Source organism: Afipia sp. GW822-FHT03D08, assembly GCF_058801645.1.
Genome location: NZ_JBXANK010000001.1, coordinates 1,255,837 through 1,276,548, shown reverse-complemented (window position 1 = coordinate 1,276,548; position 20,712 = coordinate 1,255,837). Strand labels below are relative to the sequence as shown.

21 protein-coding genes are annotated in these 20,712 nt (G+C 62.5%); 12 read left to right on the top strand and 9 right to left on the bottom strand.

The features are described from left to right. Positions 1–13: 13 nt before the first annotated feature. Positions 14–1,609 carry a glycosyltransferase family 39 protein gene (locus AC1RM7_RS06335; RefSeq protein WP_024919050.1) on the bottom strand — a complete coding sequence of 532 codons (1,596 nt, stop codon included), beginning with the start codon at positions 1,607–1,609 and terminating at the stop codon, positions 14–16. A gap of 239 nt (positions 1,610–1,848) precedes the next feature. On the opposite strand from AC1RM7_RS06335, the gene AC1RM7_RS06330 reads away from it, so the two are divergent. Beyond that, entirely contained in the window at positions 1,849–2,250 is a 402-nt protein-coding gene (locus AC1RM7_RS06330) for a hypothetical protein (RefSeq protein ID WP_024919051.1), read from the top strand. Between the two features lie 22 nt (positions 2,251–2,272). Here the strand turns inward: AC1RM7_RS06330 and AC1RM7_RS06325 are convergent, their stop codons facing one another. Both AC1RM7_RS06325 and AC1RM7_RS06320 read right to left on the bottom strand, forming a co-directional pair. Further along, positions 2,273–3,466, bottom strand: coding sequence for an FAD-dependent monooxygenase (locus AC1RM7_RS06325; protein ID WP_006021252.1), 1,194 nt, complete (start codon positions 3,464–3,466; stop codon positions 2,273–2,275). A gap of 7 nt (positions 3,467–3,473) precedes the next feature. Beyond that, on the bottom strand, positions 3,474–3,719 hold the full coding sequence (locus tag AC1RM7_RS06320) for a zinc-finger domain-containing protein (RefSeq protein ID WP_019196414.1): 246 nt from the start codon (positions 3,717–3,719) through the stop codon (positions 3,474–3,476). A gap of 286 nt (positions 3,720–4,005) precedes the next feature. Here AC1RM7_RS06320 and AC1RM7_RS06315 point away from each other — a divergent pair, with 286 nt between their 5' ends. From AC1RM7_RS06315 to AC1RM7_RS06300, 4 genes are all read left to right on the top strand, one after another. After that, entirely contained in the window at positions 4,006–5,118 is a 1,113-nt protein-coding gene (locus tag AC1RM7_RS06315; RefSeq protein WP_024919052.1) for a hypothetical protein, read from the top strand. 197 nt (positions 5,119–5,315) lie between these two features. Further along, a complete protein-coding gene (locus tag AC1RM7_RS06310) occupies positions 5,316–6,068 on the top strand; it encodes an alpha/beta fold hydrolase (RefSeq protein WP_006021249.1) in 753 nt (250 codons plus the stop codon). 148 nt (positions 6,069–6,216) lie between these two features. Beyond that, complete coding sequence (gene cysE / locus AC1RM7_RS06305; RefSeq protein ID WP_006021248.1) at positions 6,217–7,041, top strand: serine O-acetyltransferase; 825 nt, start codon at positions 6,217–6,219, stop codon at positions 7,039–7,041. Between the two features lie 100 nt (positions 7,042–7,141). Next, positions 7,142–7,360 carry a DUF3126 family protein gene (locus AC1RM7_RS06300; RefSeq protein ID WP_006021247.1) on the top strand — a complete coding sequence of 73 codons (219 nt, stop codon included), beginning with the start codon at positions 7,142–7,144 and terminating at the stop codon, positions 7,358–7,360. A 7-nt stretch (positions 7,361–7,367) separates the two neighbouring features. Here AC1RM7_RS06300 and AC1RM7_RS06295 read toward each other — a convergent pair whose 3' ends face one another. Beyond that, a complete protein-coding gene (locus tag AC1RM7_RS06295) occupies positions 7,368–8,081 on the bottom strand; it encodes a hypothetical protein (protein WP_024919053.1) in 714 nt (237 codons plus the stop codon). A gap of 283 nt (positions 8,082–8,364) precedes the next feature. On the opposite strand from AC1RM7_RS06295, the gene AC1RM7_RS06290 reads away from it, so the two are divergent. The 3 genes from AC1RM7_RS06290 to AC1RM7_RS06280 all read left to right on the top strand — a co-directional run bounded on the left by AC1RM7_RS06290 (position 8,365) and on the right by AC1RM7_RS06280 (position 10,337). Continuing rightward, positions 8,365–8,694 (top strand): DUF6949 family protein, encoded by a 330-nt coding sequence (locus AC1RM7_RS06290; protein WP_006021245.1) that lies wholly within the window; start codon positions 8,365–8,367, stop codon positions 8,692–8,694. 103 nt (positions 8,695–8,797) lie between these two features. Then, positions 8,798–9,328 carry a gamma carbonic anhydrase family protein gene (locus tag AC1RM7_RS06285; protein ID WP_024919054.1) on the top strand — a complete coding sequence of 177 codons (531 nt, stop codon included), beginning with the start codon at positions 8,798–8,800 and terminating at the stop codon, positions 9,326–9,328. 160 nt (positions 9,329–9,488) lie between these two features. Further along, positions 9,489–10,337 carry a class I SAM-dependent methyltransferase gene (locus AC1RM7_RS06280; RefSeq protein WP_152544101.1) on the top strand — a complete coding sequence of 283 codons (849 nt, stop codon included), beginning with the start codon at positions 9,489–9,491 and terminating at the stop codon, positions 10,335–10,337. Positions 10,338–10,963: 626 nt separating this feature from the next. Here AC1RM7_RS06280 and AC1RM7_RS06275 read toward each other — a convergent pair. From AC1RM7_RS06275 to AC1RM7_RS06260, 4 genes are all read right to left on the bottom strand, one after another. Next, positions 10,964–11,188: a hypothetical protein gene (locus AC1RM7_RS06275; protein ID WP_024574930.1), complete on the bottom strand. Its 225-nt coding sequence runs from the start codon at positions 11,186–11,188 to the stop codon at positions 10,964–10,966. A 226-nt stretch (positions 11,189–11,414) separates the two neighbouring features. Then, positions 11,415–12,035 (bottom strand): transglutaminase-like cysteine peptidase, encoded by a 621-nt coding sequence (locus tag AC1RM7_RS06270; RefSeq protein ID WP_024919057.1) that lies wholly within the window; start codon positions 12,033–12,035, stop codon positions 11,415–11,417. 331 nt (positions 12,036–12,366) lie between these two features. Next, positions 12,367–12,981: a PilZ domain-containing protein gene (locus AC1RM7_RS06265; protein ID WP_024919058.1), complete on the bottom strand. Its 615-nt coding sequence runs from the start codon at positions 12,979–12,981 to the stop codon at positions 12,367–12,369. Positions 12,982–13,069: 88 nt separating this feature from the next. Continuing rightward, on the bottom strand, positions 13,070–13,636 hold the full coding sequence (locus AC1RM7_RS06260) for a PAS domain-containing protein (protein WP_024919059.1): 567 nt from the start codon (positions 13,634–13,636) through the stop codon (positions 13,070–13,072). 532 nt (positions 13,637–14,168) lie between these two features. On the opposite strand from AC1RM7_RS06260, the gene AC1RM7_RS06255 reads away from it, so the two are divergent. After that, on the top strand, positions 14,169–14,888 hold the full coding sequence (locus tag AC1RM7_RS06255; protein WP_034459108.1) for a rhomboid family intramembrane serine protease: 720 nt from the start codon (positions 14,169–14,171) through the stop codon (positions 14,886–14,888). 204 nt (positions 14,889–15,092) lie between these two features. Next, positions 15,093–15,521, top strand: a complete 429-nt coding sequence (locus tag AC1RM7_RS06250) for a CBS domain-containing protein (RefSeq protein ID WP_006021236.1) — start codon at positions 15,093–15,095, stop codon at positions 15,519–15,521. Between the two features lie 122 nt (positions 15,522–15,643). On the opposite strand, the gene AC1RM7_RS06245 is transcribed toward AC1RM7_RS06250, so the two are convergent. Next, positions 15,644–16,684, bottom strand: a complete 1,041-nt coding sequence (locus AC1RM7_RS06245; protein WP_024919061.1) for a patatin-like phospholipase family protein — start codon at positions 16,682–16,684, stop codon at positions 15,644–15,646. 239 nt (positions 16,685–16,923) lie between these two features. On the opposite strand from AC1RM7_RS06245, the gene AC1RM7_RS06240 reads away from it, so the two are divergent. Together AC1RM7_RS06240 and AC1RM7_RS06235 are read left to right on the top strand one after the other, a co-directional pair. Continuing rightward, positions 16,924–18,009 (top strand): RgsD C-terminal domain-containing protein, encoded by a 1,086-nt coding sequence (locus AC1RM7_RS06240; RefSeq protein WP_244434386.1) that lies wholly within the window; start codon positions 16,924–16,926, stop codon positions 18,007–18,009. Positions 18,010–18,189: 180 nt separating this feature from the next. Next, positions 18,190–20,661, top strand: a complete 2,472-nt coding sequence (locus AC1RM7_RS06235; RefSeq protein WP_024919062.1) for a putative bifunctional diguanylate cyclase/phosphodiesterase — start codon at positions 18,190–18,192, stop codon at positions 20,659–20,661. Positions 20,662–20,712: the final 51 nt, after the last annotated feature.

The following is a 20,712-nucleotide window of genomic DNA, read 5'->3' as shown; positions in this document are numbered from 1 at the left end:
TGCAGCCCTTCTGCTAGAAGGGCGCGCGCCGGCTGGAGCTGAAATCCTCTACGGGCCGCTCTTCGTGCAGCGGTGACGGCGGTGGCGCAGGGCGCCCGGCCTGCGGCGGCACCATCAATGCGATCACTTGCGCTTCCACGCCGGGAACGCCCCACAGCCTGCTTTGAACGGTGAACGCGATGCGCCGGCCGCTTGGCGCGGTATCATGGACCTGCTGAAGCCAGGACAGGCACGCGCCGTCGTCCGAGAAGCACATCGCGGCCCAGCCGTTCTGAAGCGCGCGTTTCGGGATCGGCCATTGATCCTGAAGACGGAACGGCCTGCTGTAGGCCGGATGCATCGGGCTGTAGAAAGCCATCGCGAAAGCGAGCGGGTCGCTTCCGCTGATCCGCTTCAGCGGCATGTCATAGGTGTCTTCCCATCGCTTCGTCAGTTCATTGGCCGCCAGACTTAGAAAATTCCGGCGCATTTCGAACGGATGCGTGTTGCGATAGGAGGCGTAGAACGGCGCGGCGGCGATTGCGCCGAAGCACAGCGCGATGACGGCCACTGTCAGGTTGACGGTGTCGAAACGATCGATGCTGAAGCGCGTGCAGCACACTGCGATGATCGCGGCGAAGAACAACCCTTGCAGATTCCACAGCGGCGGCAGATCGGTGACAAGGATGATCGCGACAATGGCCGGCAGGATGATCGTTGCCGCGAAAATGATGGCGAGCAGCACGAGCCCGGAATCGAGCTGACGCAGATTGGCGGCGAGGGTTCGCAGGTCGGCCCGGATCATGAGTAGAAGAGCGACGGCTGGAATTGCGAGATAGCCGACAATTCCGGCGAAGAACATCGCGACTTCCCAGAGCATGCCGGAGAACGTCCAGCCGGAATGTTCGCTTATCGCGTACTGGAACGGCATCGCGCCTGTGGTCGCGAGCCAATGCAGGTGTGGTGCGAGCGCGATCAGTCCCGCAATGGTGGATACCCACGGCGCCTTTGAGGTGAGATACGCCCGCCGCTGCGGGTGCGCGATCGCTGCGACGATAAAGCCGGCGATCAGGAAGACCGAGTAATACTTGCCGAGCATCGCAACGGCGCACAGCACGCCGGTCGCCGACGACCAGAGCAGCGTCCGCGTCTCGAACGAGCGCAGGAAGCAGTACGTCGCGAGCGGCCAGACCGCCAGCAGCACGGTGTTGGCGTTAAACCGCTGCGCATGAAACTGGTAGGCCGGCAGCAGCATCAGCAGAAGAATGACGATGGCCCGCTTGTCGCCGCGCACATATCGCCGTGCGATCAGGTCGACCGCCCAGAGCGCGACGGCGGCGTTGACCATCGCGAGCAGTTCAAGCGACCAGTCGGTTGTCGGGAAAATCAGGGTCCATGCATGGGTGAACCAGCCCATCAGCGGCGGATGTTTTCCGCTGCCCCAGGACAGTGTGCGGCCGACCGACCAGGCTTCGAGAACGTCCGGATGCAGGTCGCCTGCGATGTAGGCGATGCTGAAATACAGCATCCAGACCGCAACAAACGCCGCGAGCAGGGCGGGGATGGCCCATCCCTTCTCGATCCCGTCCAGCCATACGTGGAAAGGCCTGCGCCACGGGGCAACAGCCACCGGCGTCGCCGACAGAGGGGATGAGGGAATCTGCACGTGTTGACCAATGAATGAATTATCAAGCCATAGCTGATAGTTATGAATAACTGATGCTACAAGCGCCTTGATTCATACGCGTCTGGAATTCATCAAGATGGCCGCACTTTACCGGTGAGGCGGCCGCCAACGCCCACCACAAATTCAACATGAAGACCCGCAACACGACCCCGATGAGAAAACAGACGCGGATGACTGAAGCCATGAGCAACATATGGGCGCGACGGCAGCCGGGCGGCGTTTCACGCATGGCCGTCCTTGGCGCGGTTGCGATGGGCCTCGGCGCTTGCGCGAGCCCGGGTGAGGGAGGCTTCGGGTCGAGTGTGTTTCTCGATCCGGCCAAGTACGAGCTCTACAATTGCCAGCAGCTCGTCTCCACCCGCAGGGACGTGAACAATCGCGTGGTCGAACTGGAAGGGCTGATGGCGAAAGCCGAGACCGGAGCAGGCGGAGCGCTGGTTTCGGGACTTGCGTATCAGACGGATTATCGCGCCCAGCGCGCCCAGCGCGACGACCTCGATGCGAGAATAGCGCGCGACAATTGCAGCGCCGAGGTTGCCAAGCCCGCAGCAGTTCCGGCTGCGCCGCCCAAACGCAAACGCTGATCTTTGCCGTTTCAGCGGCGCATCACGACATGCGCCAGTCGTAGATCCAGTCCTGCTGAGACAGCAGCCGCGATCCGCCCAGCACCCTGATGACCTGATCGCGCGCGAAGCCGACCGGCCCGCCGAGATGATACCTCTGTCCGTTCTTGCGCGCCGTGCGCTGCGCCCGCGTCACGCGCGGCGCGCGCAGGCGGGCGTATTGGGCGAACGCCGCCGTTGGATTGGTCGGCGAGCTTTCAAGGCATTTCGCGATCACCGCGGCATCCTCGATCGCCATGCCGGCGCCCTGCGCGGCGAACGGCAGCATCGCGTGCGAGGCATCGCCCAGCAATGCAATCGGTCCCTTGTTCCAGGCGCCGCCGTCGCGCATGGCGAACAGCGCCCATTTGCGCCAGCCGTCGACCGCGCCGATCATCATGCGCGCGGCGATCGGCCATCGCGGCGCTGAGAACTGATTGGCGATCTCGACCACATCGCCGGGCTCGCTCCAGCCCGGCCTGTTCCACTTGCCCGAGATGATCGCAACCACGTTGATCCGCTTGCCGCCCGACATCGGGTAGGCGACCAGATGTGCGTTCGTTCCCATCCAGAGCTGCACGCGCTGCGTGTTGAAGCCGCGCGGCAACTGCGTCGCGTCCACCGTGCCGCGCCATGCGATGCTGCCGGTGAACTGCGGCTGCGCTTCGGGGAAAATCTGATGCCGCACGCTGGACCAGACGCCGTCGGCGCCGATCAGCGCCAGTGCCTGCTCCTGCTGCCGCGCCGTGCCCCGCCGCTGAACCACGGTGACGCCTTTCGGATAGACGGCGACGTCCTCGAACTGTGCGCCGAGCCGCAGGTCGATATCGGGATGGCTCGTGACCCTCGCCACCAATGCGGCCTGAAGGTCGGCCCGGCGGACGATCCAGTACGGCGCGCCATAGCGGAATGTGGCGGCTTCGCCGAGCGGAATCCGGCCGATCTCCTTGCCGGTGCGGGCCGTCATGATGCTGATCGAGTCGGGCGCGATCACATGCGGCGCGAGCGCGGGCTCAAGACCGAGATCGATCAGGATGCGGCTGGCATTCGGAGAAAGCTGGAGGCCCGCGCCGGCTTCCTGGAGTTTTTCTGCACGCTCAAGAATGATGACGCGGAAGCCGCGCGCGGCCAGCGCCAGCGCAGCCGTCAGTCCCCCAATACCTGCACCAGCGACAACGATGGTGCGCGAATCGGCCACAGGCTTTTTAGGCGACCTTGTCTTTCAGCACGCATTCGGGCGGGCGGGCTTCGCCGGCCTTCAGATCGGCGGCGTAGCGATACAGCGTCGAGCAGTACGGGCAGATGATCTCGTTGTCGTCGCCGAGATCGAGGAAGACGTGGGGATGATCGAACGGGGGATTCGCACCCACGCACATGAACTCCCGAGAGCCGATTTCGATGATGGCCACGCCCGCATCGTTATGAAAGTGAGGGACGACGTGATCCGCCATAACAATCCTACCCCAATCCTAGTCTGGTGCGTCTTTGCCCATACCCCAGCACGCACAGCGACGACGCAGTCGCTGCCTTGCAGCATACCAAGCGATACAGCTTATTCCTAGATTGCGGCATCGGATTCGTCCAATTCGCCGCAGAAGTCAGCATGTGAATTCGACACAATCCTGCCGCCTTGGGAAAGCCCTTCTTTCGTTGGGGAGGTTGTGTCCGAAAAACGGCACACCATGTCATCGGCCAGTCACGGTCGAACCGGCAGGACATCGAGGGGTTATCGTCCGTATGAAGGGTTTCTGGCGCATCGGTTTGACCCTCGCGGGCGCGGCTGCTTCTGCGGCGGCATTTGCCGCGCTGTGGCCCCATGCGCGCGAGGCCTCCGCCCTGCTGCTGGCTCAGGACGATCCGGCCCAGTTGTCGGACATTCAGGTCAATTCCGCCTTGCGAACCAATGCCGCGGCCATCGGGCAGGGCGCCGCGCAGGCGCTCGCGGACAACGACGCCGATCTGGCCAAAAGCTTCACCGATCTGGCGCAGGACAAGGGCATCCCGCTGCCGTCCGGATTGGCGGCGCGGGTCGATGCCGCGGTCACTGACGAGAATTCCACCGCCAGTACGGCGCGGCGCTTTGCCACCGGCTTCGTGACCGGCGAGGCGGACGATGTGGCGAGCCTCTCCGGCACGGTCGCCGGCGATCTGTTCGTGTTCGGCGACATCCGCGATGTGGTGCGCGAGGGCAAGCGGCTTGCGATGGGCGAGAACGCCGATCAGCTGGTGCTTGGGCTGGCGAGCGTCGGCCTGTTGGTAACGGCGGCGACATACGTTTCGGCCGGTGGCGCGACGCCGGTGCGTGCCGGGCTGTCGATGGTGAAGGATGCGCGCAAGGTCGGCCGGCTTGGCGCGGGCCTGACCGAATGGGCGGGGCGCTCTGCGCGCGGCGTGGTCGATGCGCCGATGCTGCAACAGGCGGTCGCGACCGCATCGATCGCGCGTCCCGGCCAGACCATCAGCGCGGTGAAGGCCGCGTTCAAGGCGGAGAAGGCGGGCGCTCTGGTTCGTCTCGCCAAGGATGTCGGCCGCGTCAGCGAGAAGGCGGGCACCAAAGGCGCGCTCGACGTGCTGCGTATTGCCGACGGGCCGAAGGATGTCGCGCGCGCTGCAAAGCTCGCGGAATCCAAAGGCAGCCAGACCCGTGCCATCGTGAAAATTCTCGGCCGCGGCGCGCTGCTGCTGACCGCCGGCGCATTCAATCTGGCGTGGTGGGTGTTTGCCGCATTGCTGGCGCTGTTCGGATTTATCACCTCGATCAAGGCGACGACCGAAAGGCTGACGCTGTCATGGATTCAACGCTCCAAACTCAAACGCGCGCGGCGGGAGCTTGCTGAGGCGCGTTCGTAACGCCTCGTCATTGCGAGCGAAGCGAAGCAATCCACTCCAATCCACTCTTATAAAACAAGGCTGGATTGCTTCGTCGCAAGTGCTCCTCGCAACGACGAAGCAGTAGACTGGCCTTGTTGGCTGCATCCGGGTAAACTTCACGCCTCGCATCGCGGCCGCTCCGGCCACATCACTTCCCACGAACACTGGACGACAAGATGCCGAGTTTTAAAAACGGCTCCGTTGAGCTTTCGTACCTCGATGAAGGCGAGGGCGATCCGATCGTCCTCGTGCACGGCTTTGCATCGAGCAAGAATGTGAACTGGGCCTATCCCGGATGGACGTCGACACTGACGAAGGCGGGACGCCGTGTCATCGCGCTGGATCTGCGCGGGCATGGCGAGTCCACCAAGCTGTACGACTCCGAGGACTATCACATCGGCACCATGGCGGGTGACGTGCGCGCGCTGATGGATCATCTGAACATCGAACGCGCCGATATGATGGGTTACTCGATGGGAGGGCGCATCACCGCCTATCTCGGCCAGCGCAGTCCGGAGCGCCTGCGCAACATTATCCTCGGCGGTATCGGCATGGGTTTGATCGAAGGGGGCGGGCCGGGCGAGAACGTCGCCTCGGCACTGGAAGCGGCATCGCTCGACGACGTCACCGATCCGGTCGGCCGGACGTTTCGTGCGTTTGCAGATCAGACCCGCTCGGATCGCAGGGCGCTTGCGGCGTGCCTGCGCGGCAGCCGGCGGCTGATGACGCGCGACGAAGCGGCCGCGATTGCCGTTCCGACGCTGATCGCAGTGGGCACGACCGACGACATCGCAGGCTCGGCATCCCGGCTTGCGGAAGTCATTCCGGGGTCGCAAGTGCTTGATATTCCAAACCGCGATCACATGCGCGCGGTGGGCGATCGGGTCTATAAGGACGGCGTTCTGGAGTTCCTGGCTAAACGGCCATGACATCCATCTGTGACGGGGAGATGTAGATAATTATTCTAGGGAGGCGGGAGATAATTATTCCAACGTCAACCTTGGCAACTGTTGCGGCCTTTCAACTTCCCATTATGTGGTAATATCTCCTCAACGCTCATCAGCCGGACCCTTGATCATGGCCAAGCCTCAACTTGATACAAAGTCGGCCCTTTCGACCGTCGATCCGGTCTGGACCCGCATCCGTGCCGAGGCTGAAGAGATTGTGCAGCGCGAGCCGGAACTCGCGACGTTCATCTATTCAACCGTGTTGCATCACGACCGGCTCGAGGATGCGGTGGTGCATCGTATCGCCGAACGTCTCGATCATTCGGCGCTGTCCGGCGACCTGATCCGTCAGGCCTACAATGATGCACTCGAGGCCGAGCCTGATCTCGGCAACGCATTCCGTGCAGATCTCGTTGCAGTGTTCGATCGCGATCCGGCGACATCGCGCTTCATCGATCCGCTGCTCTACTTCAAGGGCTTCCATGCCCTTCAGGCGCATCGTCTCGCGCACTGGCTCTACAACAACAGCCGCAAGGATTTCGCCTATTACATCCAGAGCCGCGCGTCGGCGGAATTCCAGACCGACATCAATCCGGCTGCGAAGATCGGCCGCGGCATCTTCCTCGATCACGCCACCGGCCTTGTGGTCGGCGAGACCGCGGTGATCGAAGACAACGTGTCGATCCTGCATGGTGTCACTCTCGGCGGCACCGGCAAGGAGAACGAGGATCGTCATCCGAAAATCCGCCACGGCGTGATGATCGGCGCGGGCGCCAAGATCCTCGGCAACATCGAGATCGGACATTGCGCGCGCATCGCAGCGGGTTCGGTGGTGGTGAAGCCGGTTCCGAACAACGTCACCGTTGCGGGCGTGCCGGCGAAAATCGTCGGTGAGGCCGGATGCGCCGAGCCGTCGCGCACCATGAACCAGATGCTCAACGCCTTCGGCAACTGATCCAAGCTGGTTGCGATTTATCGCGGCGCAGGCCTAGCGGTCTGCGCCGGATCGTTTTAAAGCTATCGCCAACAATCATTGTTCAGTTGGAGAAACGCCCGTGGATGTTACGGAAGTCAGAAAGCTCGACGCCTATCTCAAGCGGCTGTTCGGCAATCAGAAAATTCGCGTCGTGCCGCGCCCGAAGAAGGACGACTCGGCCGAGGTCTATATCGGCGAGGAGTTCATCGGCGTGCTGTTCGTCGATGACGAGGACGATGATCGGTCCTATCAGTTCCAGATGGCGATCCTCGAAACCGATATCGAGGAAGAGGTCTGATCTCGCGCTAGCCGCGCGGCTTGCGCATCGTGATGATGATATGATCCATCGCGCCCGCAACGTCGCGCCATTTCGACAGCCAGCCGCGCGGAAAGCGGAACGTCAAATCCGCTCCTTCGATACGGCGCTCGGCAAGACACGTGCCGGGCGTTTTCGCATCGCGGGTGCAGCGCGCGATGATCTGGGGCGATGAGGCGTAAACCAGATCCTCGTTCGCGTAAGGCGTGTTGTCGCGGAACGGCCGGATACTCAGCCCGTCCTGAATGCTTCCGGCATTCTGATCGAGATAGCGCGGGTAGATCGTCCGCGTCCGCTCGTCCGGCGAGAGCGCATCGTGATGCGCCGCGATCGACAGGAAGATGCGGTCGATCTCGGGCAGATTGTCCTCGACCGTTTCCGCGCTCACAGGCTGCCGCGCCTCGGGCGCTTCAAGCGACGGATAGGCGAAGTTGAGATCGACGCGTTCCTGCGGGCCGGTCCGCTTCTGCACCTTCACGCGGATCGCCTGGGTGGGCACGTTGAACAGCGTGTTGCCGATGCTGATCGGCAGGCGCGACGGATCGCCGGCCTTCTCGACACCCCAGGTCGGCCACAGAAGATAAGCCACCACTCCGACCGCGCAGGCGCCGATCACACCCATGATCAGGAACGGCACAAAGTGTCCGCGCTGGGCGCGCCGCGCGGGAGCCGGTCGGGGCGTTGGCGAAGAATACAGAGCCATGAGCAGAAGACAGACGTTCCAGGAGGTGGCTCGCCATGCGAGCGCCGAATCGCGGCGATTATGCCATGCGCCGGGTGATTTCCTCCCGGGTTCCGTGCGGGCGGACCCTGTCCGAGCCATGCGTCCGGGGCCGAACGCCACCGCGCTGTTAACCTTTCTTTAAGGATAAAGTAGCGGGCCCGGCGGCATTTTGCGAAGCCTAGGGACGAGCCAGCCGGCACTGCGGATCGCATGACACCGGTGTGTGCATCGAATTGTTCTCGTGTGTTGTGAGTCCCGACGGATGTCGCCTGAAGCCCTCAATTCCTTCTTCGCCATTTTCATTGGATTTGCGCTTGCGGGGGCGCTGACCAGCGGCTTTCAGGCTTTCATGGAAAAGCCCCCCGGTTTCGGATTGCTGATGCAGGAGGCGAGCGCGAAGGCTTTCGCCGCCGTGCCGTTTCTGGTGTTCGCGGCACCCTTCATCATCATGCGCAATACCGTGCGTGGCCGTACGATCGAAGGCCGACGGGTTCAGTTCGTCGCGATGGCCACCGTCATCGCCGGGTTCTGGAGCATGATGTCTGGCACGTTCGTCCTGATGCTGCTGGAAACCGCCGGCATCATCGCCTGATTTCCAGCACTTCCCACACTCGCCAGACCCTGTTCATTCATGGCATGGTCGCTCCGGATTTTCCGCGCTCGATCTGAAGCGCGTTACTGGAGACGACAAGAGAATGGCGATCTACGAGCTTGACGGGCGCGCGCCCGAACTTCCTGCCGACGGACAATACTTCATCGCCGAGACCGCGACGGTGATCGGCAACGTGCGCCTGAAGACCAACGCCAGCGTCTGGTTCGGCTCGGTGCTGCGCGGTGACAACGAACTGATCGAGATCGGCGAAGGCTCCAATGTGCAGGACAACTGCACCTTTCACACCGATCCCGGATTCCCGCTGACCATCGGCAGGAACTGCACCATCGGCCACAACGTCATCCTGCACGGCTGCACCATCGAGGATGGCGCGCTGATCGGCATGGGCGCGATCATCATGAACGGTGCGCGCATCGGCAAGGGCTGCATTGTCGGCGCGGGGTCTGTGATTACCGAAGGCAAGACATTCGAGGATCGTGCGCTCGTGATCGGCGCACCGGCACGTGCGATCAGGACACTGACGCCTGAGCAGGTCACCGCCATGACCTACGGCGCGCCGCACTACGTGCACAACGGCAAGCGCTTCAAGGCCGGTCTGAAGAAGATCGGATGAGGATGCGCGGCTGCAGGAGCTGATGCCTATAACTTCAGCACGGTGAGCTGCGCGATCTCCCGACGGCGCTGAACCATTGCGGGACCGGATCGAAGAATATCGGTGAGCAGAGGCGCTGTTTGCGCTATAAGCACCGGCATTCTTTTACGGCGATTGATTTTTGCAGTTGTTCTTCAACCGTTGCCGCGGGGGTGCAATGCATTCAGCTTTCAAGGAATTTGAGCACGACGCCTGGCAGACCGTTGTCGATGACTATGACGCCTCGTTCAGCCGTCTCACCCAACAGTCGATACCTGCGATCCTCGACATTTTGCAGGTGAAGCCGGGCACGAACTTGCTGGATGTCGCGTGCGGGCCGGGCTATCTCGCCGCCGCCGCGCAGCGGCTGGGCGCCAAAGCGAGCGGTATTGATTTCTCCGCGCCGATGGTGGAGCGGGCGCGCGCATTTCATCCGGATATTGCTTTTACGGAGGGCGATGCTGAGAGTCTGGAGTCCTATGCCGACAACAGCTTCGATGCCGTCGCGATGCTCTTCGGCATTTTGCATCTGGACCGGCCAGAACATGCGCTGAAGGCCATGCACCGGGTATTGAAACCGGGCGGCAGGCTGGCGTTCACGGCGTGGGGGGCACAGCCAACAGTGCCCGGATTTGCCATTCCCATACAGGCGATCCAGTTGCTGGGCGACCCCGATGTCCAGCTTCCTCCCGGTCCGCCGTTCTTTTACTACAGCGACCCGGCCAACTGCCACGATGCGCTGACCCGGTGCGGCTATCGCGACATCGGCACCAAGATCGTCGATCAAACGTGGGTCTTCAATTCTCCGGACGAATTCTTTCAGGCGCTTCTCAAGGGGACTGCGCGCACGGGCGGCATGCTCAAGCTGCAATCGCCCGGACGGCTGGCGTCGATCAAAGCCGACATCTGCGCGTCGGCGAGCGCTTATCTCAACAACGGGAAGGTCGTTTTGCCGATGCCCGCTCATCTGGTCTGGGCGATCAAGCCCTGAACGCTACGAGTTGCGGCCGGGACTCGCGGCTTGTGCGGCTTTTGGTTTCTGCGCGGCTCGCGCGGTATCATCGCGCATCAGGCCTTTTGCATCCGCCACAAGCTTTGCGGCCGTGCGCCTGCTCGCGCATTTGAGGACGCTTTGCTCCTCCGACTGAACGATAAAATCTCGTCCGTCCCTGATGATCGCGTATCGCACCATGTGGCCGATCCCCGTGTTCACCGTCGCTTGTAGAGAAAAAAGCGCGCGCCGTCGGCAAACATGTGGCGTTATACCCGGCGCCGTGGCCGATGGTTTCCGGATGATTAAGCGAAACGAACAGCGCGCTCATTCTCGCAATGTTCGGAGCGGTCCACGCCGTCCGGCTCGTTCTGGAACTCCACCCCAGAGGATTGGACTAAAAGCTGAGCACGACGCGCTGCCTTTCGCGCGCGGAGCGATTATATTGAAGTTGTTGTCAACAACCGAAAGGAGGTGGTCCAGTGTCTATAACCAAGCGCTGTCACCTCGCTGAGGCCGCCCGCTAAGCCATCATGGCTTCGGACAGGGCGGTCTTTCCGCCTGGTTCAGCGAGATTAGGGAAGGGCGCGTCGGGAAAACCCGGCGCGCCCTTCTTGCTGTGCGCCTTAGCCTACAAGCAAAAAGATCGCGCCGACCGCGAGCATCGCGAGACCGGGCCATGTCTCTTTCAGGCGGAATCCGGCAGCGGGCTCGGATGGCTCCAGGGTGGGTTCCGGCGTCGCCGCAGGCGTTCGTCTGACAGAACTGAGCCGCGCCCGAAACATCGGCTGCGCCGCCAGGAATATCAGGCCGCCGAACATCAACAGTGCGCCAAACAGAAGGGTCAGCATCCTCGCCTCCGAGGCTTGCCACTGGGAGTCAAACCCGCGCCGGCGACTTGGTTCCGGTGAGGCGGCGTCGCGGGCGGTCTGGAAAAAGTTGCGGCCAGCCTTGGGGGAGGCTGGCCGCGCACGATCCGGTCTGGGACGGGGAGGGGTGGGGATACGACCGGAGCGTGGATTCCTATGACTTCAAGTATTCATTTTTGAGCATGACGTTTCGATCATGCTCCAAATCTCAGCGTGAACTTGCGGTGGCGACGGCTGGACGCGAGTCTCCGAGCGACACCCAGGCCTGCGCATCGGTCTGCGACTGACGCTTGACGAAGCGGTAGCCAGTCTCGGTCCACGACACGACGTCCTCGTTCTGGTTGTCGAGGATGAACTCGCCCTTGTCGGACTTGACGGTCAGCACCGCGTGGCCTTCGCCCTTCTTGTCGCGCACCACCGTGATCAGCAGCGCTTCGCGCGGCCATCCGGCGTCGATCAGCATCTTGCGCTTGAGCAGGACATAGTCCTCGCAGTCGCCATATCCGTCGGTGGGATACGACCACTTCTCGATGACGCCCCAGTGATCCATGTCGGTCATCGGCTTGATGGTCTCGTTGACCCAGCGATTGACCCTCAGCAGATCCTTCCACGCCGCCTGCGTCATCACGATGTCGCGGGCCTGCGTCGCACCGCCCCGGCAATCACCGGGATTCTCGGCGCAGAATTCGACCCAGCCGATCGGCGCACGTGTGGTGTCGCCCAGGCTGGCATAAAGTACGCGTTCTCCTGCGGCATTCGCCGCAACCGTCATCCCCAACAGGCTGGCGGCAACCGCCAGGCCGACTCCCCGTCCACGAATTGAAAACATTGTGGCCCCCGTTTTTCTTGTTGGGACCACTTTTCACACAAAGGATTTTCGCCACGGCTAAGTCGTCGAAGTACAATTGAGACGAATACAAGTAAAAGCTGCGGATAACTCGATCTATACTTGAATAAAATGAGCATAAAATTTGAAATACTTGGATTTGATTCAAATTTTATCTATCTGCAACCAGGCAATTGATATTGCTGATGATTTTGATGTGGCGCGGGCGCGCCCCGATCTCCCGGCAAGCGCCCAAAATGCTTCAGGGCGATACCCGGATGTGGGGTATCGCCCTGAGAAGGCTCAAAATCAGAGATTTGGTAACCGCGGCTCTTTACTGCGCGCTTACGTTGTCTTCGACAGTCTCGGGAAGCTGCGGGTGAACGAACTCGATCGCGAAGCCTTCCTCAAGGTGGCGGACGACCCGGGCATGCACGCGGCCGAGGGTCACGGGTTCGCCGACCAGCGGCTTGATCTCGGCGGCAAGGGCCGCACCGGACAGTGAAAGGTCCATGATCCGGCACGCGATGGCGCGGCCGTCGCCGAATTTGAGCACGGACATCGGATTGCGCGGCACGATACGGTCGTGGCGGCGGTCTTCCGGCAGGTTCAGGATCTGGCGGTTGGCAAGCCAGGTGAGCTGGGCGGCGAGCTTGTCGCGCTTGCGGGGCGTCGCGCCGACCGTCATCGCAAAGCCGTTGTCGAGCAGGCGGGTGATCTTGCCTTCGACGCGGCCGATATGATCGAGATAGGCCACCACGCGCTCACCGACATTGCCGATGCCGGGCGCCAGCATGGCGAGGCCGCCGGGAGACATATTGATGACCTGGCACGGAAATTCGCGCCGGTCCGCCAGCATGTAGCGGCCAAGCAAATGCACTTTCACGCGCTGAAAGCGTCGCCGCTCCTGAGCGGACGGACGGATCGATTGTCTTTGCACCAACGCCATCATCACACCGGTCGACCGGTTTTTCGGTATGATGAACCTTACGGCGCTCACGGTTAACGATGTGTTAGCCCTAACGAAGTGCGCTGTCTTAGCGAATGCCTTCGTACACGGTGAGGCCGCGGAGCAGCGACCACTTCCGGAGCGCACGCGGTCCGCGCCGGTCTTGCTTCAAATGACGCCAGGAGGTGAGGCTGAAGTCTTTCAGACTGCCATAGGCCTGCAACTCCCCGACGGGACTGAGCGGCGCAAGCAGCCCGGTCATGCTGATCGGCGCATGCGAGCGGGCGCTGAATGGCAGCAGCAGCAGTTCGAGATGAATGCGCGTTCCATCCGGCGCCAGCGAGGTCGCGCCGGCGATGGTCGCCTGGGTTTCGTGGGCCACAATTCCGAGTATGTCCTGCATCTCTCCGCGGTCGGCCTCACGGAACAGGCTGAGGAGGCTTCGCCCCTTCAGATCGGCGCCGAACAGGGCGCACATCCGGGTTCCAGCCACCCGGAACGGGTAGCCGGCGGAGGCATCGCAGGACAGTACGAAAATGTCGCCAAGCAGATGCCGGACATGGCCGGGTTCCAGATCGCCCCGCTCGGGAGCGGCCGCGCCGGCGCGCTTCCTGTCCCAGTAGGCGTAGAATTCCTGGCTTGCTGGATGCTTCATGACCCGATTCCGCCCCGCGGACGACGATGGCGGGACAGATTTGTCCCGCTTTCAGGCGCCGCGAGGCCCCTTCTTGTTGTGCGGGACTTGAGGTGCAGCGTCCATGCCGGAGCGGGGATTTGGCTTTCTCCCAGCCGGATTTGCGTTGTTAAGATTAATTTAACTATGAGCTTCGTGAAAACGCGGAGGGCGGTTAGTGTCCAGCCACTCCAAGTTGCCGGTCTTCTCCAGGGATCGGCGGTTGTGAACTCAAGGTTGAATACAGGCGGCGGAAAACGATCTGGTCATTGTACGGGGAGGGGTGGGGATATCCGGAGCGTGAAGCGCTCTTACCCGGACAGTCCGTACAGGAAGACCGGCGAGACCAGGGGAGGGCCTTAAAGCCCTCCCTTTTTCTTTTCCGGACCGGCCCTTGTGCTTGCACCGCACCGCCAAAGCCGCCTATCTCAGAAGCTGGCCCCGCTTCGGACATTGTGTGCCCTTGAACTCTCCTGAATCGCCCCGCGAACCGATCCTGACCATTCCGTTCGGGATGACGGCTATCCTCGTCATCATGGCTGCGATCCATGGCGTGCGCGCCCTGTTGCCGCTCGCCACCGATCAGGAGGTGATCTGGACTTTCGGCTTCGTGCCCGCGCGCTACGACGCATCGGTGCTGGCCGGGCAGTTTCCCGGTGGTGTCGGCGCCGAGATCTGGACATTCCTGACCTACGCCTTCCTGCATGCGGACATCACCCACATCGCATTCAACATGTTGTGGATGCTCCCGTTCGGCAGTGCGGTCGCGCGCCGGTTCGGCACGGTGCGGTTCTTTGCATTCTTCGCCGTGACCGCGATTGCCGGCGCGTTCGCGCATCTGGTGACGCATCAGCATGAGGTTGCGCCGATGATCGGTGCATCCGCCGCCGTGTCAGGCATGATGGCCGCAGCCATCCGCTTCGCCTTCCAGCACGGAAGCTTCCTGTCGTTCCGGCGCGGCGATGCGGAAGCTGCGGCGCGCGTACCCGCACTTTCGCTGGTGCGGTCGTTGCAGAACTCGAGTGTGCTCGGATTCCTCGCCGTCTGGTTCGGCCTCAACATCATCACGGGCCTCGGCGCGATCGCCATCGGCGCGTCCGCACAGAGCATCGCGTGGCAGGCGCATATCGGCGGCTTCATCGCCGGTCTGGTGTTGTTTTCATTGTTCGACCCGGTGCAGCGCGCGATTGTGCAGGACAACAATGCTGGCGTTTTGCCGCCTGCGTCAGACTGACCCGTGCCTGTTGCTTCTGGCTGGCCTGCGCAATACCTGCAGTCTTGCGAGCGGGTGGTATTTGCTCCATCATCGCCATCGATGACGCTGGAGGCGCGAGAAACCAATCAGACGATACGTTGTTTGACTCGACAGCAGAATTGAAAGCCGCGCCGCGCATGACGTCAACGCGCAATCCCGCGGCCGGAGTTTCGGGAGGCTATAATGACGGTTCGGGCAATTCTGGGTACCAAAGGCCACCAGGTGATCAGCGTGTCGCCGGAAACCAAGCTTTCGGCGGCGATCAAGATTCTCTCCGAGCGCCGCATCGGCGCCGTCCTGGTGATGAGCGGCCAGAAAATCGACGGCATCCTCTCAGAGCGCGACGTGGTGCGCGTGCTTGGCGAGCGCGGCGCAGGCGTTCTCGAAGAGCCGGTTCGCAGCGTGATGACGCCGAAGGTCATCACCTGCCGGGAAACCGACACTGTCGGCGCGATCATGGAAGTCATGACGTCCGGAAAATTCCGGCATCTGCCCGTGGTCGAGAACGACAGGATCGTCGGTCTGATTTCGATCGGCGACGTCGTGAAGTGGCGTGTCGCGGAATTCGAGCGCGAGCAGGAGGCGCTGCACGACTACATCAAGACGGCGTAGGTCATACGCGCTATCAGTCTGGCTGACGGAAGCACCTCGTCATTGCGAGGAGCGAAGCGACGAAGCAATCCATCTGATGTTATGACTGGATTGCTTCGCTTCGCTCGCAATCACGACAATCGTCAGGGCTGCGTCGGCTGCGCTGTGCCCGGCGTCTGGTTCGCCGTCGGGGTGAGCAGGTTGATCGCTTCCTGAATCGATTCGATGTTGCGCTCAGCCGCGCGCACGCCGTGGTTGATGATTTCCTCGGCGCGGTGGAAATCGAACCATCCAACCTTGCCGACGCGCGGCGAGATCAGAACATCCGGCGGGTCGCCCGCGAGGCGCGAGCGCGTGATGCGATCCTGCATTATGTTGAAGGCCTCCACCATCACCGTCGAAATCCCCGGACGTCCGGCGCTGCCGAAGAATTCGCGCTTCACGGTTTTTTCGGCCGAGAAGAATTTTCCGAAGCCGCGCTTCTCCGGCGCTGCCGGCTCGGTTGGCGGCTCGGGCTCGGCATCGACCCTGCCATGCGCGGAGATGATGGTTCCGTGTCCGAACACGTCGGTCGAGACATTGCAGGCGATGACGATTTCCGCGCCGAGCGCGCGGGCCGCCGACACTGGCACCGGATTGACCAGCGCGCCATCCACCAGCCAGCGATCGCCGATCAGAACCGGCTCGAAAATGCCGGGCAGGGCGTAGGACGCGCGCACCGCGTCGACCAGCTTTCCGTTGGTGATCCAGATTTCGTGGCCCGTATTCACCTCGGTGGAAACCGCAGCGAACTTCAGCGGCAGTTCGTCGATGTAGGTGGCGCCGAACGATGCTTCGAGCTGGGCCGCGAGCTTGCTGCCGCCGATCAGACCGGAGCCGTTGAGCCGGATGTCGAGATAGCTGAAGATATTGCGCGGCATCAGGCCCCGGGCCCAGGTCTCCAGCGTGTCGAGGTGTCCTGCGGCATAGGAGCCGCCGACAACGGCGCCGATGGACGTTCCGACCACGATGTCCGGGACAATTCCGTGAGCGAGAAGCGTTCGCAGAATGCCGATATGAGCGAACCCGCGTGCTGCGCCGCCGCCGAGCGCGAGCCCGATCGTCGGCTTTCTGATGACTGGCGCTCCCAGCTCCATCTTGTTCCTTGCGCCGTTCTGTCGAAATCCAATCAAACTCTCAAGCAACGCATGTCTCCTGGGGGCTGATAACAGCGAATCGGTCGCCTTTGACCGGATTCGGCCATCAGAACGCGAAATGGGTGTGATTGTGTCGGGGACACGCGTCTCGCGTAATCAGGAAATGTGACTGTAGCGCGGCCTGTCCTCGCGCAGAAGGCGTTATTCTCCTCAAGGGAGCCCCGGAAGGGTAGTCAAGCACGTTGTCAGGCTTGAATTTGCCTCGTTTTCGGTGAAAAACCTCCGCCATGACAGCCCCCGGACACCGCCGCAGGATAGCCGTGCGCGCCGCGCGCACCGGCTCGCCTGATGCTTTGCGTCGTTACGCACTGGCATCGGTGTGCGGGCTGGCGTGGCTGGTGGTGCTCGTCGCTCCGCAGCCCGCGGCTGCTCAGTTCATTGGCGATGCGCCGCCCCCAATTCCTCCGGCCAATGTTCCCATCGCGCCCACGCCGTCGGGGCCGGCGATCAGTCTTGCGCCGCCGTCCGGCCCCGCCGCGACGCCGGGATTGCCGGCAACCCTCACTCAGCCGCCGGTCACCACGGCCGCTCCGCCGCAGCCTGCGGCGACGCCCTCGCAAGGCGTGCTCGCATTGAATGCGCGGTTCGGCAAGGATCTGCCCGCCGTCAGCAGCGGTGTCATCTGGCGCGTCTATTCCGACAAGCCGGACGCCAGCGGCGCTTTCCAGCTTGTCCGCGAAGATCGCAGCCCGACGCCGAACATCGTGCTCGCGCCCGGCGGATATGTCGTTCACGCCTCGCTCGGTCTGGTGAGCGCGGTCCGTCCGGTCACGCTGCGCAACGATACGGTGCGTGAACAGTTCGATCTGCCCGCCGGCGGCCTGCGCATCGAGGGCCGCGTCGGCACCACCAAGATCCCGCAGGGTCAGATCACGTTCTCGATCTACAAGGGCAGCCAGTTCGAAGTCGGCGAGCGTGCACCGCTCGCGCAGAACGTCGCCGCGGGCGATGTGTTGCTGGTACCGGAGGGCACCTACTACATCATCTCGAACTACGGCGACGCGAACTCTGTGGTGCGTTCGGACATTCGCGTGCAGGCGGGCAAGTTGACCGATGTCACCGTGACCCATCGCGCGGCAGTCATCACGCTGAAGCTCGTGAGCGACAGGGGCGGCGAAGCGCTCGCCAACACCGCGTGGTCGGTCATCACGCCCGCCGGTGACGTCATCAAGGAATACAACGGCGCCTTTCCAAAGGTGATCCTTTCGGAAGGCGAATATCGCGTGATCGCGAAGAACGAAGGCAAGGTGTTCGAGCGCCCGTTCAACGTGAGCAACGGCGTCGACGGTGAAGTCGAAGTCGTTGCCCGGTAATGACGCTGTTGCAAAACCGTCATAGTCTCTAAGGCGCACTAACCATCAGACGACTTAGAACTTTCACAAATCACACATCCGCTGCATCGGCCCGCGTTGTTTACGCAGCATTAAGTGCGCCCGCATTGGATACCGGCCGCTGACACGACAGAAAGCCGTGTCGATGGGGTGGGGTGCGTTGTGGTTGCCATCGCGAAATCGAAGAAGACTTCAGATCCGGAATTGTTCAGCGACGTTTCGGTCCTGCGCCGCAAGTGGCAGGCAGCTCTCAAGCCCGGAAAAGATCTGCCGTTCTTCGAAGACGTGATGCTCGGCAGCCTTGGGCGCTTGGCCGATCATGTCATGCTCATCAAGGACGAGACCGCGCAGTTCAAGGTTTCCCGCGCCGGACGCTACGTCGAGCAATGGCTTGAAACCGAAGTTTGGGATACGGCGCTCGATGCGTTTCCACCCGACTGCGCGATGGTCCTGAGCGAGGCGGTGGCGAATGCGCGGCGCAGCCGCAGGCCGCATCTGGCGGCGGCTCATTGCGTCCGCGACGGCCTCGTCCAGATTTACGATATCCTCGCGCTTCCGGTCGCCTCGCGCTGGGGCGGCACCATGACCAGCATCTACGTCAATCAGCGCGGCGCTCAGTACAGTCTGCTCGACGCAGTCTTCTCCGCCGCTGACGACGGTATCCTGTCGCTGGCGACAATCCGCGATGCGGATGGCCAGCCCGCGGATTTCCAGATCGTCCATCTCAATCAGGGTACGGCGCGCCTGCTCAAGCTGCCGCCGGACGAATTGCGCTGGCACCGGCTGAGCGCCGGGACGCACGCTTTATGTTCGCCGCAGGTTTTCCAGCGGCTCTGCGCTGCCGTCAAAGGCGGGGTGAGTGAACAGTTTGAAGTGAGCGATCACGACAGCACGCTGAAGATCAGCGCAGCGCCCGTCGGCGATCTGCTGTCGCTCTCGCTGACCGATGTCACCGACCTCAAGCGCCGCGAACAGTCGTTCCGTCTGCTGTTCGACAGCAATCCGATGCCGATGTGGGTGTTCGACGTCGAAACCCGGAGGTTCCGCAACGTGAACGACGCGGCCATCAGCCATTATGGCTATGACCGCGACCGGTTTCTCTCGATGGAATTGCAGGACCTCTGGCCCAAGGACGAATGGGAGGAGCATTCCCGCGCGCTGGTCGGCGTCGGCGAGGTTTACAACTCGGGCCGCAACTGGCGGCATCTGAAAGCCGACGGCAGCGAGATCGAGGTGCTGACATTCGGGCGCCGCGTGTCGTTCGAGGGGCGTGACAGCTTTCTGGTCTCGGCGGTCGATATTACCGAGCGGCGCAAGGCGGAAGCCCGCATCGCCTATATGGCGCACCACGACGGACTGACGAATCTCGCCAACCGCGTGATGTTCCAGGAGCGCCTGCGGCACGATCTGGAGCGCAGCCGTCTGGTCAACAAATGCGTGGCTGTGCTCTGCATCGATCTCGATTTGTTCAAGAACGTCAACGATTCCTTCGGTCATCACACCGGCGACAAGCTGCTGACGCTGGTGGCCGAACGTCTTGCGGCGGATGCGCGCCAGGACAATCTGGTAGCCAGACTCGGCGGCGACGAGTTCGCGATGATCCTCGGGGGCGACCTGTCGCCGAACGAGGTCAGCGCGCGTGCGATCCAGATCATCGAGACCCTGAGCGAGCCTTATCAGATCGACGGCCTTGAAGCTGTGATCGGCGCCAGCATCGGCATTGCGATCTCTCCGGGCGACGGCGACACCGGCGAAGAGCTGCTGCGCAACGCCGACATGGCGCTGTACCGCGCGAAGTCGGAAGGCGGCGGCGTGCATCATTTCTTCGAGAAGGAAATGGACCGTCGCGCGCAAACGCGCCGCGACATGGAGATCGACCTGCGGCGCGCGCTGGCGACCGGCGAATTCCAGCTTCACTATCAGCCGCTGGTCGATCTGGCGCAGGACCGCATCGTGGCATTCGAGGCGCTGCTGCGCTGGCATCATCCGGTGAAGGGGATGGTTTCGCCCGCCGACTTTATCCCCGTCGCCGAGGATATCGGCCTGATCGTTCCGCTCGGCGAGTGGGTGCTGCGCGAAGCCTGCATACAGGCGGCGGCGTGGCCATCCGATATCAAGGTCGCCGTCAACCTGTCGCCGGCGCAATTCCGCAGCCGCAGTCTCACGCAGACCGTGTTCAGCGCGCTTGCGCAGTCGGGCCTGTCGCCGCTGCGGCTGGAGCTCGAAATCACCGAGTCGATCTTCCTGGCGGACAGCGAGGCCAATCTCGCGACGCTGCACCAGTTGCGCGATTTCGGCGTCCGCATCTCGATGGACGATTTCGGCACCGGCTATTCCAGCCTGAGTTACCTGCGCAGCTTTCCGTTCGACAAGATCAAGATCGATCGCTCGTTCGTGCGCGACCTTGCGGAGCGGCCGGACTGCGCCGCCATCGTCAGGGCGATTTCGAGCCTCGGCCGCAGCCTCAACATTTCAACAACCGCCGAAGGCGTCGAGACGATGGATCAGCTCGACAGGTTGCGCGACGAAGGTTGCACGGAAGTGCAGGGCTTCCTGTTCAGCGCCGCGCGTCCGGCGTCGGAGATCGCCGCACTGCTTGGGAAGTTCGGAGACCAGGCGACAAAGGCGGCGTGAGAAAATTAACCCGCTCATTCCCGCGAATGCGGGAATCCAGCACTCGACAAG

Excerpts from the sequence above, each read along its gene's own strand:
- AC1RM7_RS06250 (WP_006021236.1), top strand. The coding sequence starts at position 15,093 with ATGACGGTTCGGGCAATTCTGGGTACCAAAGGCCACCAGGTGATCAGC.
- AC1RM7_RS06255 (WP_034459108.1), top strand. The coding sequence starts at position 14,169 with ATGACGGCTATCCTCGTCATCATGGCTGCGATCCATGGCGTGCGCGCC.
- AC1RM7_RS06290 (WP_006021245.1), top strand. The coding sequence starts at position 8,365 with ATGTCGCCTGAAGCCCTCAATTCCTTCTTCGCCATTTTCATTGGATTT.
- cysE (WP_006021248.1), top strand. The coding sequence starts at position 6,217 with ATGGCCAAGCCTCAACTTGATACAAAGTCGGCCCTTTCGACCGTCGAT.
- AC1RM7_RS06285 (WP_024919054.1), top strand. The coding sequence starts at position 8,798 with ATGGCGATCTACGAGCTTGACGGGCGCGCGCCCGAACTTCCTGCCGAC.
- AC1RM7_RS06310 (WP_006021249.1), top strand. The coding sequence starts at position 5,316 with ATGCCGAGTTTTAAAAACGGCTCCGTTGAGCTTTCGTACCTCGATGAA.
- AC1RM7_RS06295 (WP_024919053.1), bottom strand. The coding sequence starts at position 8,081 with ATGGCTCTGTATTCTTCGCCAACGCCCCGACCGGCTCCCGCGCGGCGC.
- AC1RM7_RS06320 (WP_019196414.1), bottom strand. The coding sequence starts at position 3,719 with ATGGCGGATCACGTCGTCCCTCACTTTCATAACGATGCGGGCGTGGCC.
- AC1RM7_RS06260 (WP_024919059.1), bottom strand. The coding sequence starts at position 13,636 with ATGAAGCATCCAGCAAGCCAGGAATTCTACGCCTACTGGGACAGGAAG.
- AC1RM7_RS06265 (WP_024919058.1), bottom strand. The coding sequence starts at position 12,981 with ATGGCGTTGGTGCAAAGACAATCGATCCGTCCGTCCGCTCAGGAGCGG.
- AC1RM7_RS06330 (WP_024919051.1), top strand. The coding sequence starts at position 1,849 with ATGAGCAACATATGGGCGCGACGGCAGCCGGGCGGCGTTTCACGCATG.
- AC1RM7_RS06275 (WP_024574930.1), bottom strand. The coding sequence starts at position 11,188 with ATGCTGACCCTTCTGTTTGGCGCACTGTTGATGTTCGGCGGCCTGATA.
- AC1RM7_RS06240 (WP_244434386.1), top strand. The coding sequence starts at position 16,924 with ATGACAGCCCCCGGACACCGCCGCAGGATAGCCGTGCGCGCCGCGCGC.
- AC1RM7_RS06315 (WP_024919052.1), top strand. The coding sequence starts at position 4,006 with ATGAAGGGTTTCTGGCGCATCGGTTTGACCCTCGCGGGCGCGGCTGCT.
- AC1RM7_RS06270 (WP_024919057.1), bottom strand. The coding sequence starts at position 12,035 with ATGTTTTCAATTCGTGGACGGGGAGTCGGCCTGGCGGTTGCCGCCAGC.